Annotated in this window: 14 protein-coding genes; 8 read left to right on the forward strand and 6 right to left on the reverse strand. The window is 63.8% G+C overall.

Annotation, left to right across the window (positions count from 1 at the left end; genetic code table 11):
* Positions 1-217: 217 nt before the first annotated feature.
* Positions 218-355 (reverse strand): hypothetical protein, encoded by a 138-nt coding sequence (locus WA965_RS11445; protein ID WP_526299036.1) that lies wholly within the window; start codon positions 353-355, stop codon positions 218-220.
* Between the two features lie 83 nt (positions 356-438).
* Here WA965_RS11445 and WA965_RS11450 point away from each other — a divergent pair, with 83 nt between their 5' ends.
* The 3 genes from WA965_RS11450 to WA965_RS11460 all read left to right on the forward strand — a co-directional run bounded on the left by WA965_RS11450 (position 439) and on the right by WA965_RS11460 (position 3522).
* The gene (locus WA965_RS11450) at positions 439-780 is read left to right on the forward strand and encodes an antitoxin Xre/MbcA/ParS toxin-binding domain-containing protein (RefSeq protein ID WP_526299038.1); all 342 of its coding nucleotides are present in this window, start codon (positions 439-441) and stop codon (positions 778-780) included.
* Positions 781-1124: 344 nt separating this feature from the next.
* Positions 1125-2396 carry an Ig-like domain-containing protein gene (locus WA965_RS11455; RefSeq protein WP_526299062.1) on the forward strand — a complete coding sequence of 424 codons (1272 nt, stop codon included), beginning with the start codon at positions 1125-1127 and terminating at the stop codon, positions 2394-2396.
* A 460-nt stretch (positions 2397-2856) separates the two neighbouring features.
* Positions 2857-3522 carry a DsbA family protein gene (locus WA965_RS11460; RefSeq protein ID WP_526299040.1) on the forward strand — a complete coding sequence of 222 codons (666 nt, stop codon included), beginning with the start codon at positions 2857-2859 and terminating at the stop codon, positions 3520-3522.
* A gap of 181 nt (positions 3523-3703) precedes the next feature.
* Here the strand turns inward: WA965_RS11460 and WA965_RS11465 are convergent, their stop codons facing one another.
* Together WA965_RS11465 and ripC are read right to left on the reverse strand one after the other, a co-directional pair.
* A complete protein-coding gene (locus WA965_RS11465; protein WP_526299042.1) occupies positions 3704-4312 on the reverse strand; it encodes a copper resistance CopC family protein in 609 nt (202 codons plus the stop codon).
* A gap of 243 nt (positions 4313-4555) precedes the next feature.
* On the reverse strand, positions 4556-5638 hold the full coding sequence (ripC, locus tag WA965_RS11470) for a peptidoglycan hydrolase RipC (protein WP_526299044.1): 1083 nt from the start codon (positions 5636-5638) through the stop codon (positions 4556-4558).
* A gap of 294 nt (positions 5639-5932) precedes the next feature.
* Between ripC and ctaE the strand changes: the two genes are divergently transcribed.
* The 4 genes from ctaE (at position 5933) to WA965_RS11490 (ending at position 8975) form a co-directional block, all read left to right on the forward strand.
* A complete protein-coding gene (gene ctaE / locus WA965_RS11475; RefSeq protein ID WP_526299046.1) occupies positions 5933-6526 on the forward strand; it encodes an aa3-type cytochrome oxidase subunit III in 594 nt (197 codons plus the stop codon).
* 77 nt (positions 6527-6603) lie between these two features.
* Positions 6604-6876 (forward strand): hypothetical protein, encoded by a 273-nt coding sequence (locus tag WA965_RS11480; protein WP_526299048.1) that lies wholly within the window; start codon positions 6604-6606, stop codon positions 6874-6876.
* 412 nt (positions 6877-7288) lie between these two features.
* A complete protein-coding gene (locus WA965_RS11485; protein ID WP_526447526.1) occupies positions 7289-7909 on the forward strand; it encodes a TlpA disulfide reductase family protein in 621 nt (206 codons plus the stop codon).
* 70 nt (positions 7910-7979) lie between these two features.
* Positions 7980-8975, forward strand: a complete 996-nt coding sequence (locus WA965_RS11490) for a cytochrome c oxidase assembly protein (RefSeq protein ID WP_526299052.1) — start codon at positions 7980-7982, stop codon at positions 8973-8975.
* Between the two features lie 610 nt (positions 8976-9585).
* Here WA965_RS11490 and WA965_RS11495 read toward each other — a convergent pair.
* The 3 genes from WA965_RS11495 to WA965_RS11505 form a co-directional block, all read right to left on the reverse strand.
* Positions 9586-10530 (reverse strand): M56 family metallopeptidase, encoded by a 945-nt coding sequence (locus WA965_RS11495; protein WP_526299054.1) that lies wholly within the window; start codon positions 10528-10530, stop codon positions 9586-9588.
* A complete protein-coding gene (locus WA965_RS11500) occupies positions 10527-10913 on the reverse strand; it encodes a BlaI/MecI/CopY family transcriptional regulator (RefSeq protein WP_526299056.1) in 387 nt (128 codons plus the stop codon). The genes WA965_RS11495 and WA965_RS11500 overlap by 4 nt, the downstream gene beginning before the upstream one ends.
* Before the next feature lie 206 nt (positions 10914-11119).
* A complete protein-coding gene (locus tag WA965_RS11505; protein WP_526447528.1) occupies positions 11120-12142 on the reverse strand; it encodes a M23 family metallopeptidase in 1023 nt (340 codons plus the stop codon).
* 510 nt (positions 12143-12652) lie between these two features.
* On the opposite strand from WA965_RS11505, the gene WA965_RS11510 reads away from it, so the two are divergent.
* The coding region (locus WA965_RS11510; RefSeq protein ID WP_526447529.1) for a cbb3-type cytochrome c oxidase subunit I at positions 12653-12905 on the forward strand (253 nt) is incomplete at its 3' end.

The following is a 12905-nucleotide window of genomic DNA, read 5'->3' on the forward strand; positions in this document are numbered from 1 at the left end:
GCGGGGCTCGATGACGCCCACCGGAACCCGCCGGCCGCGCTGCGCGGTACGGATCCGACAGCCTCCGCATGTCCGGCAGGGCAGCCCGTGCCGCCTGGTCGGCGGAGAGGCCGTCGATGTTATAGGCTGCCCGGTCCACAGCGGGAACTTGTCGAGGCTTAAACCCCCCTCTGCCAGCCGCTCGGCTGCCGGTTCCCAGAACACTTGCAGGCCCGCGTCAACGGCAGCCGCCGCCGCGGTCTGGTGACGTGCAGCCGTGGTCGAGAGTGATGGCTTCGGCGCCGGCGTGCTCGCGGGACAGGAAGTCTTCGACCGGCTTGTGGTCGTTAGGTCCCAGCCGAAACTGAATGCTCATGGCGAGCGTCCTCTCGCCCCAGGCGTCGTTCCGTGACAGACTACATGACATAGGGACTGACAAAAGGAAGACAGGCAGACGATATGGGAGCTAATGCGCTCGCCTCGACCGTGTCGAGTGCGATTGAGCACTTGGGATTGACCTATGAAGAAGTCGGCGGCATCGTCGATGCCTCCGCGCGCTCGGTGGCGCGCTGGACCTCGGGTCAGGTCGTCCCGCAACGCCTCAACAAGCAACGACTCATCGAACTGGCCTACGTCGCCGACGCCCTGGCCGAAGTCCTTCCTCGCGACCAGGCCAACGTGTGGATGTTCTCGCCAAATCGATTACTCGCGCACGGCAAGCCCGCCGACCTGGTACGCGACGGCGAATACCATCGCGTCCTGGCCCTCATCGACGCCATGGCCGAAGGGCTCTTTGTGTGAGCGATGTGCTCGACGAAGGACTGGTGCAGCGCATCGACGCGCGCGGCAGCAGCACCCGCGGCTCGATGGCGAGAGCCTTATCGGGGGATTCCGCCACAATGTTGCTTCGGGCGAGCTGTCGAAGCGGCCGTCCCACTTGCGTCTAAGCCAGAGGTTGAGCGTAATTTGCGGTAGGTCGCCGCCTACGTACGTAATCCGCATGTCGCCAACACCGGTAGTCGGTCGCTTTGAATCTGGGCGCCCGCCCTTCTGCTATGTCGCCCCGCCGGATCGGCAGTAGGTCGGCCCACCAACTACTATGTGGGTACGTAATAACCAGGAGTGCGACCCGACGGATTGTTGTGATGAAAGTGTTGACTGGACGCCGACAGGTAGCGGCGCTGAGCGTGCTCTCGGCTGTCGCGGTACTCGTGACGGCATCGCAGACGAGTGCGCTCAAATCTCGGCTGTCGAATACCGTGACTGCGCCCGGCGCTGTAGAGGTTGAGCAGACGCCGCAGGCCGCACCCAAGCCTCCCGCGATCGAGATCCTCCCCCCCACAGGCGCGAGCGATGTGGTCCCTGTCGGAGCAGTGAAGGTGACCGCGACTGTAGGGACCCTGACCGATGTGCGTATGCAGAACGAACAGGGCAGGGTTGTTGCCGGTCGAATGGTGGGGGGCGGCCGCGCCTGGGAGCCCGCCGAGCCACTCGGATACGGACGGTCTTACAAGCTCAGCGCGACGGGCCGGGGCGCTGACGCCCGCACCGTCACGTCCGTTTCGGAGTTTTCTACCGTCGCGCCGCAATCCCAGGTCGGGGTCCGGCTGGGCATGACTAACGGAGCGTCGCTGTCGGAGGGCGCCGTCTACGGTGTCGGAACCGTGATCGTGGCAACCTTCGGCGCCGACATCCCGGACCGAGCTGCGGCCGAATCGCGCCTCCAGGTCAAAACGTCGCCCCACGTAGCCGGTTCCTGGATGTGGGTCAACGATCGCAAGGCGCACTGGCGGCCCCGTGAATATTTTCCTTCCGGTACTGAGGTCACGGTCAAAGCCGATCTCTACGGCACTGATCTCGGTGATGGATTATTCGGAGAACAGGACAAGCAAGTCGGTTTCCGGATCGGACCGTCTCGTGTCGCCGTCGCCGATGACACGACCAAACAGGTCAGTGTGTACGAGAACGGCCGTTTGGTCCGCACGATGCCGACGTCGATGGGCCGGGGCGGGACGCAGACTGTCGGGGGCAAGACGATTGCTTTCTGGACACAGCCTGGCGTTTATACGGTGATGGAGAAACAGAATCCCGTCTTGATGGACTCATCGACCTACGGATTGCCCGTCGATTCTGCGTCGGGGTACAAGATCAGCGTCCCGCACGCGGTGCGGATCAGTCCTGACGGCATCTACCTCCATGACCGCGAAGCGACGGTGTGGGCGCAGGGAAACACCAACGTGTCGGCGGGCTGTTTAAATCTGAGCGCGGAAAACGCCGAGTGGTATTACGAGTTCGCAAATCCGGGCGATGTTGTCGAGGTCCGCAATACCGGCGGCGCACCGCTGGAACAGTGGCAGAACGGAGATTGGTCTGTGCCTTGGGACGAATGGATGAGTGGCAGCGCATTGCGTCCTTGACCAGTGTGCGATGATCCGCACTACGTGCGCCAGTCCGCGCGGTTCGGCTGCGGTGAGGTAGACGGAGCGTAGCAGGTATCGGCGGGCGAAGGCGCCGGACTGATGTCGACATGATTCACCGCAAAGGGTTTCGAACGCCGCCGACATAATCGATCCCGGCAGTAATTGGTTCCGGGTGTGCTCCGAATCATGATGAGAAATAACAAGAGTCGGCAAGTACGGGGACGCAACAGGGTGGATAGATCGACCTCTCCAACGCTCCCTCGCCAAAGGCGATAAGCATGTGTGCATGTCGCTATGAACTCTGATCCGTGGTGCAATCCGAACGCTTGAGCGAGTAGGAACCCAAGCGAGGGAAGCTTGAACGTTGGGAACAGCTATCGTGGTAGAACTATTTACGTAGATACACCGTAGATTGCTCAGGCTCAGAGAGCGCTGCGGAGCGAAAGGAACTCCCGACGTGAATCCAATGACTCGAATTCTGCTGACTGTCTTTGTAGTCATCACTGCGGTGATCGGCGCGGGTGTGTACTTTTCAAGCCAAGATGGCGGTACCGCAGGATCGGGTGGAACACAGGGTGACGGCGAAGCCCAGGTGGTGCGCGAGAACAGTCATCGCCTCAGTTCCGCGCCCGACAGCGATGTGACCTTTGTCGAATTTCTCGATTTCGAATGTGAAGGCTGCGGCGCGGCGTTCCCCGCGGTTGAGCAGTTGCGCGCACAGTACGGCCAGCAAGTCACCTTCGTCGCCCGCTACTTCCCGATGCCCGGGCACTTCAACGGAGAACGAGCGGCACGTGCGGTAGAAGCAGCGGCGCAGCAAGGCCAGTTCGAACCCATGTACAAGAAGATGTTCGAGACGCAGAGTCAATGGGGCGAACAGCAGGTCCCGGCAGACGAGGTGTTCCGCGGATACGCAACCGAACTGGGTCTTGACGTAGCTGCGTGGGATGAGGCGTACAACGCTCCGGCCACACTTGAGCGAATCAAGGAGGACATCGCCGACGGCACCGCCCTCGGCGTGCAGGGCACGCCTACCTTCTTCGTCAACGGGAAGCAGTTAGATATCAAAACTTACGCCGACCTGGGCGCTGCGATACAAAAGGCTCTCGGCCAGCAAAAGTAGACAGCGCCTGGCAGGACCCCACCCCGGTTCGGCATATTCGACCGTGACTGCGTAGTGCTTACGCCGACCTGGCCGGACCGGCTCAACCCCGGGCGCAGCGACGGACGTTTTTCTGTAAACGACGGCTCCACGGCGCCGGCACCAAACCTATTGGCCTTCTCATGGAGCGGTCCCGGGCCGATTAGCTGCCAAGTGAAGGCCCGGGTTCAGAGCCGGGGTGATTGGCAGCGTTCTTCCGACGGCGCCTGTGTTGCCAGAACGCGATCACACCTCCAAGGGCCAGGCCGACGCTGGCCGCTGTGAGTACCGATGCTTTGGTGTCCGAACCTTCAGGTGCCGCGGGCGCCGGTACAGACGGCTCAGCGCTGCTGGGTGTTGCAGGGGATGGCGCAATTGTGGGTGAAGGCTGGTCGCGGACGCCGGCGATGGTGAACGTGTACGAGCCGGAGACGGGGTGGCCATCTGCTGAGACCACGCGGTAGCCGACGGTGTATAGGCCGTCCGTGAGCCGGTCGGGTCCGAGGGCGGCAGTGAGTCGCGGACCTTCGACGCTTGCTGAGCCGGACACCCAGTTTCGACCATCAGCGCTGGTAACTGCGACGTCAGCGAACGCTGGATTGATTTCTTCGGAGAAGTTCAGCACGACGGCGGTCAATGGGGAGACGACGGTCGCGCCGTTCACCGGATCAGAACCAACCAGTGAGGTGTGCGCGGCAGCAACCCCGACTCCGGACAGCAAGAACGCCAGCGCCACCAGTGTGGTCGTGACGGCGCGCGTGGCCAGGTTCACAGTCCTCCTTGAGCTTCGTGTCCATCGGACCAACACGAGGTCCGCGCGGATGAGTTTATGTTCCGGTCTGGCAACGCCAAGGTCAGTCACGCCTCTGGGTCACTCCTTGAGATGGCAGGTGCTTCTGCGACAACGATTGCCGCGATGTCGTCGATACGGTGGGCCCCCTTGCGGATGGCCGACGCACTCGGCCACTGAAAAATTGCCTGGGCAAGTGAAGGCGGGCAACGCTCCGGTAGCCGGCTAGTAGCGGCGCACGTTGTAGATCGGCGCCGACGAGATCGGCGCCACCTTCACCGGAGTGCCGTACGTCGAGGCATGCACCATGTTCCCATCGCCGATGTAGATGCCCGCGTGCGAGGCGTCCGAGTAGAAGGTGACAATGTCGCCGGGCTGCACTTCGGCCGTCGCCACGGGTTGTCCGCCCGCCGCCAGCGCCTGACTGGATCGCGGGAGCGACTTGCCGTTCTGCAGGAACGCCCACTTGATGAGCCCCGAGCAGTCGAACGCATCTGGTCCTGTCGCACCCCACGAATAGGGCGCACCCACACGGGTCAACGCCGCCTGCACGACCGCTGCGCCACCGGGTGCGTTGGACGGACCCGGCCCCGCCGGCGCTATCGCCTCGGGCAATGCCATGATGGCGAGGTTTGCCGCTGGTGGGGCCGGCGGCACCGGCCCGGGATCGGCGAGCGCCGCACGTTGGTCGGGAGTCAGTGCGCGGTATAGCGCCTCTACTTCTGCTATCTGTGTTCGCAGCCGACTCTGCTTGGATTGCAGGCTTGCGCGGACGGCTGATGCCTGCTCGGCGGCGGTACGGGCTGCCAGCGCCGATGACTGCGCCGCGCGCGCTGCGTCGTCGGCCCGGGCCGATGCAGCGCGAAAGGCCTTGATGCGGTTCGACATCTGAGCCGCCATCACCTTGCTGGCCGACAGGTCGTCCAGTAGGCGTTGCGGAGACTCCGCGGTCAGCGCCGCGCTGATTGTGCTGGTGGAACCGCCCATGTACGACGCGGCCGCCACCTGGTTCACGGCGGTCTGATACTCGGCGAGATTGTCCCGCGCCACGGTCATCGCCTCCAGTTCGGAGCGTTGACGATCCTCGGCCGCGCGCTGTGCCGTTAGTTTCGCCTCGAGGTCTAGTTCGGCCGAATACACGGCCTCTGTGGTCCGTTCGGCCTCGCGCGAGAGCACCGTCAAGCGGGCCAGGGCATCGGCAGCCGGATCGGCCCGCCCGACGCCCGCCGAATCGCCGAGTGTCAGTGCCAGCACTACCGCCACGACGAGAGCACCCGCCGATCGGCATACTGCGGCAGGGCGGTTCATCCTCAAAACATCAATCCTCACACGCAGGGACATCTATGGTCTAGCTACGTAGGTCACGGAAAGATTACGAGCAACCGCGTCCAATGTCCACGCGCATGGCGAAGATCATCGGCCGCACAGTTGCATCACGCGTACTCCACCGCACGGAACGCGGTTCAAAAGCATTCTTCCGCTTCGCATTCCGGGCAACTCAAACCGGGTACCCCAACGTCGCAACTATCGCACAACTACTGTGTGCAATAGTAGGTCGTGACTCAGTAGACAGTCTGCGGACTTGGCTCGACGAGGAACGACATGACAAGTGGCACCGCCATCACGGCACGGGTTCATTCGTTGAACCGGCCGAACATGGTCGCCGTGGGGACGATCGTGTGGTTGTCCAGTGAGTTGATGTTCTTCGCCGGTCTGTTCGCGATGTATTTCACCGCTCGTGCCCAGGCCGACGAGTGGCCGCCACCACCCACCGAGCTGAATCTCGCGCTCGCGGTGCCGGTGACCCTGGTCCTCATCGCGTCTTCGTTCACTTGCCAGATGGGAGTGTTCGCCGCCGAACGCGGCGACGTATTCGGCCTGCGCCGGTGGTACTTCGTCACCTTCGTCATGGGATTGTTCTTCATGCTCGGCCAGGGATACGAATACCTCAGCCTGGTGCGGGAGGGAACCACGATCGCCGGCAGCGCCTATGGCTCCGTCTTCTACCTCACGACGGGTTTCCACGGTTTGCACGTCATTGGCGGTCTCGTCGCCTTCATCCTGCTCCTCGTGCGCACGCGCATGAGCAAGTTCACCCCCGCCCAAGCGACGGCCGCCATCGTGGTGTCCTATTACTGGCACTTCGTCGACATCGTGTGGATCGCGCTCTTTGCCACCATCTACTTCGTGAGATGACGAAGAACACGGCGCGCACGTGGTGTCGACGACGACCCCGGAGGCGGCCTGCGCACGCGGCCGTTGTCGTCGCAGTCGTGGCCACCCTCCTTGGACTCGCCTCGTCCGTCGCACCGACCGTCCTTGCGGAGCCGATGTCGGCGCAGGACTGCTCGACAGTCCCTCCCACATCCGCTGAAACAACGCCCACCACACATTCCTACGACGACACGCATACCGGCCAACAACCCGAAACCCCGAACCCGGCCCTGTGGATCCTGGCGGGCGCCGTCGCGGGATTGATCGCGATCGCCGTCATCATGTTGCGAGCGGGCAAACCGCCACGCCACCACCTCAGCCGCGGCCCGTGACATGAGCGCGTGAATGTTCAGCCGAGCAACAAAATCGTGATGACCGCCAACGATGTACGGGCGGCCCTTGTCGCTCGCGTTTCGGCGTAGGGGTGCCCCTATCCTCTGCCTCGGATTGCCGCATGGTCCGTCCGGCTCATCAATGTCGTCGTCGTCCCGGCATTCGTCGTGAGTGGTTGCGCTACGCTTCTACGTAGTCTCTACGTAGAAGGCGCCACGCTGACCGGGCCCCGCCGGTGCCGCACGCCCAGTCACGGAGGTCGTCGTGTCGATGCGCAGCATGCTCCGCGCGAGTGGCACTTGGACTGACCCATCGACTCAACGGGGCGCCCCGAGGGTTCCCCCGAAGCGTCACATGGACATGTGCGCTGAGCGTTGGCGACGGCGGCGATCTCCGATACTTTGGCCACCGATGATACGGCGTTGCACCGCGGCGGGCCTGAGCGCGTTGCTGCTGGGTGTCGCAGTGTCCGGATGCTCCAGCGGAGACGACGCCGTCGCGCAGGGTGGCACATTCGAGTTCGTGTCGCCAGGGGGGCAGGTCGACATCTTCTACGATCCACCTTTGAGTCGTGGTCGCCCAGGGCCGATACGCGGACCCGACCTTATGGACCCCAACCGCACGTTGTCACTCGATGACTTCGCCGAGCAGGTGCTGGTGATCAACGTGTGGGGTCAGTGGTGTGGTCCCTGTCGGACCGAGATGCCCGAATTGCAAAGAGTGTACGACGCGACCCGAAACGAGGGGGTCGCCTTCCTTGGTATCGACGTCCGCGACAACAACCGCCAAGCTGCGGTCGACTTCATCGTCGATCGCAAGGTCACCTTCCCATCGATATACGACCCACCGATGCGCACGATGATCGCCTTGGGCGCGAAGTATCCCACTACCGTGATCCCGTCCACCATCGTCTTGGACCGGTCGCATCGGGTCGCCGCGGTGTTCCTGCGGGCGCTGCTCGCCGAGGACCTCGAACCGGTGGTCCGTCGCCTCGCCGCCGAGACCGCATCCGGCTCAGGACCCCCACGGTGAACGGCGACCCCGCCTCGGCTCGACGTCGCCACCGGGCCCGGCGCACACCCGGGCGCACCAATGCGACTCGATGGTGGGCGGAACAGTGATCGGTCAGGTGGTGCTCCCCACCTCACCGCCGACGGTTTGGGCGATGCTCGGTTGGTTACCGCCGCCGGTTCCGTTACTGCCCGTGCTGGCAGTGGTGTTGGCGGTGTGGTACGTGCTCGCCGTTCGAGTCGTCAGATCGCGAGGCCTCCAGTGGGCGTGGACGCGGACGGCGAGCTTCCTGGGAGGGTGCATCGCCTTGGCGGCGGTCACGGGCCTGGCCATCGACGGCTATGGCTACCGTTTGTTCAGTGCCTTCATGTTTCAGCACCTGACGCTGTCGATCCTCGTTCCGCCTCTGCTGGTTCTGGGTGCGCCTGGCCGGTTGCTACTCAGGTCGACGCCCCATAGTGGCCTCGGACGTTACGTCGTGATGTCCGCGCTGGCTGGACTTCGGTGCCGGGCAAGCAGGATCGTGTTGCACCCCGGCTTCACTATTCCGGTGTTCCTCTTGAGCTACTACGGCCTGTACCTCTCCGACCTATTCGATGCGGCGGCGGCCAGCGTGGCCGGACACGTAGCACTGCAGGTGTTCTTCCTGGTCAGCGGCCTGTTGTTCATCCTGCCGATATTGTCGACCGGTCCCTTGCCGGTCCGGCAGAGCAACCTGGGCCGATTCTTCGACATCTTCGTCGAAATGCCACTGCACGTCTTCATCGGCGTCATCCTGATGATGGCACCGCGGACGCTCACCGAGACCTTTGCCGATCCTCCGCCGGACTGGAACGTCGACCCCGTCGCCGACCAGGCGGTGGCCGGCGCGTTGGCGTGGTCCTATGGCGAGCCCGTCGCGTTGCTGACCACAGTGATCTTCGCCATCCGCTGGCGACGTGACGAGGAGTCGGAGGCGGCGAAAAGGGAGGCCGACGTCGAACGCGACGATGCGGAACTTGCTGCCTACAACGCGTTTCTGCGCGGATTGCACCAACAGTCGCGACGGCCTACCGACGTGCCGAACACCGCCGACAAGGATGACTGACTTCGTGGCGACGACGCGGCGGCGCCCAGTTCGACGCCAAACCCAGCTCGCTGCAGCGACATTCGTCACTACCGCAGTGTCTTCATGGTGGAGATGTCGACTTGATGGCATTCGATGAGCGATCCTGCGGTCATGGTGAATTCCCACTTGTGAGGAGCGGCTACAGCTCGTTGACGTAGGTGCTGCTGCTCGCGCTGACCTGTCTGGCGACGTTACGGATTAGCCAACGCCTATCCCAACCCGGGTAGAGGCGAAGCGATGGTCACATACGTAGTGACATAGTAGATTGGTCGTGTGAAGAGTTCGCTCGCTGTGTCCTGCCGCGGACCGCGGTCGCGGTGGCCTCAGCAGCATCAAACGCAGTCGACCGGTCGACTGGGTCGTCGACGGATCGTGACATCGCTACTGTTAGCCCTGGGCTTGGCGGTGTTGGCCTTGCTGGTGGCTGAACCGGTCGCCGCCCATGTTGCGTGCATGGCCATCTTCCCTCACGCGTAGCCGACTGCGGAAGCACCACGACGTTGCCGCAGTCGTAGTGACGCAATCATGGCGTGCCGCAACATATTTGGGTCGCGTCGAATGTCCGGGGGTCGGTGATCACGGGACCCGTTTACGCGAAGCAGATCAGCACGCCCGTCAGCGACAGAGTGACGATCGCGAACGGTGTGGCGGCCATCGCCGCTACGGCTCCGCTGAGCGCGACTTGGGTCTGGATGCGGGCGAACCGTCGCGGTGGCTTCGATAACCGTTCGGCACGGGTGAGTACGGCGATACCGGCGGCGGCCAGACCGTGAGCCGGGGTGGTGGCGCCTGACAGGGTCAACAGGCCCGCGAGCAGGGGCTGACGGCCGTGGCGTCGAGCGGCCGCATCGTCGGCGCACATCTCCAACAGAGAACTGATGTGCGTGGCTGCGCCCGCGAACAGCCTGCAGGTGGGCAGCGCAGCAGTCAGGCAGCGCGCCGCGGCGATGGCGTAGGCGTGACGGCCGTCGAGGTGAGCACGTTCGTGGGCGACGACAGCTGCAAGTTGATTCTCATCGAGTGCGGCCAGAGCTGCGGTGGTCACCACAATCGCCGGTGGGCGGCCCGCCACGCAATAGGCCGCAGGCTCCGATGCCTCGATGACCACGACGTCGCTGCCGTACGACCTGCCAACCAGGCGCACGGCGTCGGCATGGGCGAAAGTGTGGGTGCGCATGCGGCCCAGAGCGCGGCCTATTCGTATGACTATGGCAATCAAACTTCCGACGGCGAAAGCCACCGCGACGGTCGCCACGATTTGTGCTGGCAACCCGGCGTGGCCGAGGAGAATGGCGCGGAGACGTTCCAGGCAAGAGACGATCAGCGCGTCGGGGCTGTCCCAGTGTCCAGCGGCCTCGATGAGGAGCAGCGCGACGGCGGCAACCGAGCAGCCGAGCACCGTTACCACAGCGGTGGTCCACGCGGCTATCGCCAGGCGCGGAGCCTCGCCGTCGGCGGTGATGTGGACCAGAAGTTTCGGTGCGATCGTCAGTACCGCCGCGACGTACAGCAGCAAAGCCGCTGCGACGGTCATCGGCGGCCTGACTTACGGGCCAGGCGCCGCAGCGCAGCGCGCAGGTCAGCGGATTCCTCCGGGTCGATTTGCGCCACGAAATGACTCAGGACCGCCTCAGATCGACCACCGCCGCTCAGCGCCTCCAGCATGAGTCGTGCACTGTGCTCCTCGCGAGTCAGTGTGGGCCGGTAGCGATATGCCTTGCCGTCGCGTTCACGCGACAGCCAACCCTTGCCGTGCAGGTTGTCCATCGTCGACATGACCGTGGTGTACGCGATATGCCGTTCAGTGCTCAACTCATCAAAGACTTCCCTGACCGTGGTGTCGCTGTCGGGATCACGATTCCAGAGGCGATCCATGATCGATGCCTCGAGTTCTCCGAAGCCACGCACCCGAGCCATGATCGAACCTCCTGAATTGGTCAGTAGGTAGCTTACGGCGTTCGTCGGCGTGCCGGCGCTGAAGCGAGCGCACGGTTCCGCTGATCGAGCGCCGGCCAGCCGGCTGGGCATGATCTTACTGAGAAAGTCAGTAGCGGAGCTGGTAGCTTCCGTCGCGCACATGCATGCGCGATGCTGACGCTGACGGCCCCCGAGGCGGGCTTCCGCTAGTAACGGTTTGACACTCCCCGTTCCCCTAACCACGCCATCGGGTCGGTCTTGTCCGATCCGTTGCGGTGCACCTCGAAGTGCAGGTGCGGCCCGGTCGAGTTGCCTCGGTTGCCCATGGTGGCGATCTGGTCACCGGCCATCACGAGCTGGCCGGTTTGCACAAGGGTGGTGTCGATGTGACCGTAGAGCGTGACCGTGCCGTCCGCGGCGCGGATCTTGACCCACATGCCGAAACCCGGAGTCGGACCGGAGGCAATCACCTCTCCATCGGATGCAGCGTAGATCGGAGTACCGACAGCGTTGGCGACGTCAAGTCCGGCGTGCAGGGTGCCCCACCGGGCTCCAAAGCTCGATGTCAGCATGCCTCGGGCGGGAAAGGTGAACTGTGGCCGCAGAAGTCGCGCCTCCCGCTGCGCCCGCTCCTCAGCGAAAGCCGCGCCTCTGGCCGATTCCTGTCGATGGATCCCGGCATCAAGGCCGTTCGCCACAGGGATGATCTGCATCCCCGAGGCTTCGGTGATGTCAGCCGGTGACGCGGCGGTGTCGGCGACCAGAACAGGCTGCCGCGCATCGGTTGCGTTGACCGCTGTGTTCGCTGCGGCGGCCACCGCGCCGACGGCGACAGCCGTGATCACCAACCTGCTGTGCGCCGCGCTTGTGGCCTCAGGGCCCCTTCGATGGGCCCCGCGAGAAGAGCGGACGGAAGCGCCCGACAGCGCCCGGCGAGATGACCGCGGGCCATCCCTGAGCCTTGCCCCGTCGATCGGGATCGGCATCTTCGGCGTCGCTGCGGTCGATGCACCTTCCGGCAAGAGCAGCAGTCGTGGCGATTCGTCGGCCACATCGTTGAGGTCGTCGAGTTCAGGTGCGTTCAACACCTCGTAGTCGATGGCGAACGGATCGCTGTGAGAACCGGCCATATCCAGCATCGCGCCGAACTCGTCGAAGGCGATGATCTCGGTGACGTCCGTGGCGCGGTCGACCGACGCATCTGGTCGCGCGATCCGGTGATGCACCACTTCGAGACGATCCTTTACCGTTACCAATTCGTTATCTTGTTGGCGAGACGCTAACTCACCACCCGCGATCGGGCAAGCCGCCGACTTCCGACGAATGTCGCCACGCGATGGCGCGCGTCGCTAAAAGCGTTGAGGTCCAATCAGTTCGGTCACGAAATGCGCAAGGTCGCGAACGGTCTCCCCGACTCGGTATCTACGTAGTAGCTGCGGAATCGGGACGATCGCCAAGGATGGACGCATCGTTCGACGATCCACCTCGAACCAGCTCCCGCTGTCGCCAGGTCTTGCGACGCCGCCGCGCCGAAGGTCGGCCCGATGCGCCAGGGCCGGAGCGGGTGCGAGTGCTCTGCACCCGCCCCGGCGGGGCACCCGTCACCGGGCGATGTGGCGCACTTCTGGGCCCGGAACTTCGCAGCTACGCGAGTAGTCCTAAGCACCACCGTAGAGTAACCTACGTATCTAGTCAGTAGATAATGGAAACGCGATACCACACGTCGCGGAAGGAGCTTCATGGTCGCCGATGCGCCACCGATCGGGGAACTCGAGGCCCGCCGTCCCTTCCCCGCCCGGATGGGCCCCAAGGGCAACCTGATCTACAACCTGATCACCACCACCGATCACAAGCTGATCGGCATGATGTACTGCGTCGCCTGCTTTGCGTTCTTCCTCATCGGCGGCCTGATGGCGCTGTTCATCCGCACCGAGTTGGCGGTTCCGGGCCTGCAGTTCCTGTCCAACGAGCAGTACAACCAGCTGTTCACCA

Source organism: Mycobacterium sp., assembly GCF_049683935.1.
Classification (GTDB): Bacteria; Actinomycetota; Actinomycetes; order Mycobacteriales; family Mycobacteriaceae; genus Mycobacterium.

Coding starts and splice junctions, on each gene's coding strand:
- ripC (WP_526299044.1), bottom strand. CDS start 5,638: ATGAACCGCCCTGCCGCAGTATGCCGATCGGCGGGTGCTCTCGTCGTG.
- ctaE (WP_526299046.1), top strand. CDS start 5,933: ATGACAAGTGGCACCGCCATCACGGCACGGGTTCATTCGTTGAACCGG.
- WA965_RS11450 (WP_526299038.1), top strand. CDS start 439: ATGGGAGCTAATGCGCTCGCCTCGACCGTGTCGAGTGCGATTGAGCAC.
- WA965_RS11500 (WP_526299056.1), bottom strand. CDS start 10,913: ATGGCTCGGGTGCGTGGCTTCGGAGAACTCGAGGCATCGATCATGGAT.
- WA965_RS11445 (WP_526299036.1), bottom strand. CDS start 355: ATGAGCATTCAGTTTCGGCTGGGACCTAACGACCACAAGCCGGTCGAA.
- WA965_RS11455 (WP_526299062.1), top strand. CDS start 1,125: ATGAAAGTGTTGACTGGACGCCGACAGGTAGCGGCGCTGAGCGTGCTC.
- WA965_RS11485 (WP_526447526.1), top strand. CDS start 7,289: ATGATACGGCGTTGCACCGCGGCGGGCCTGAGCGCGTTGCTGCTGGGT.
- WA965_RS11490 (WP_526299052.1), top strand. CDS start 7,980: ATGGTGGGCGGAACAGTGATCGGTCAGGTGGTGCTCCCCACCTCACCG.
- WA965_RS11495 (WP_526299054.1), bottom strand. CDS start 10,530: ATGACCGTCGCAGCGGCTTTGCTGCTGTACGTCGCGGCGGTACTGACG.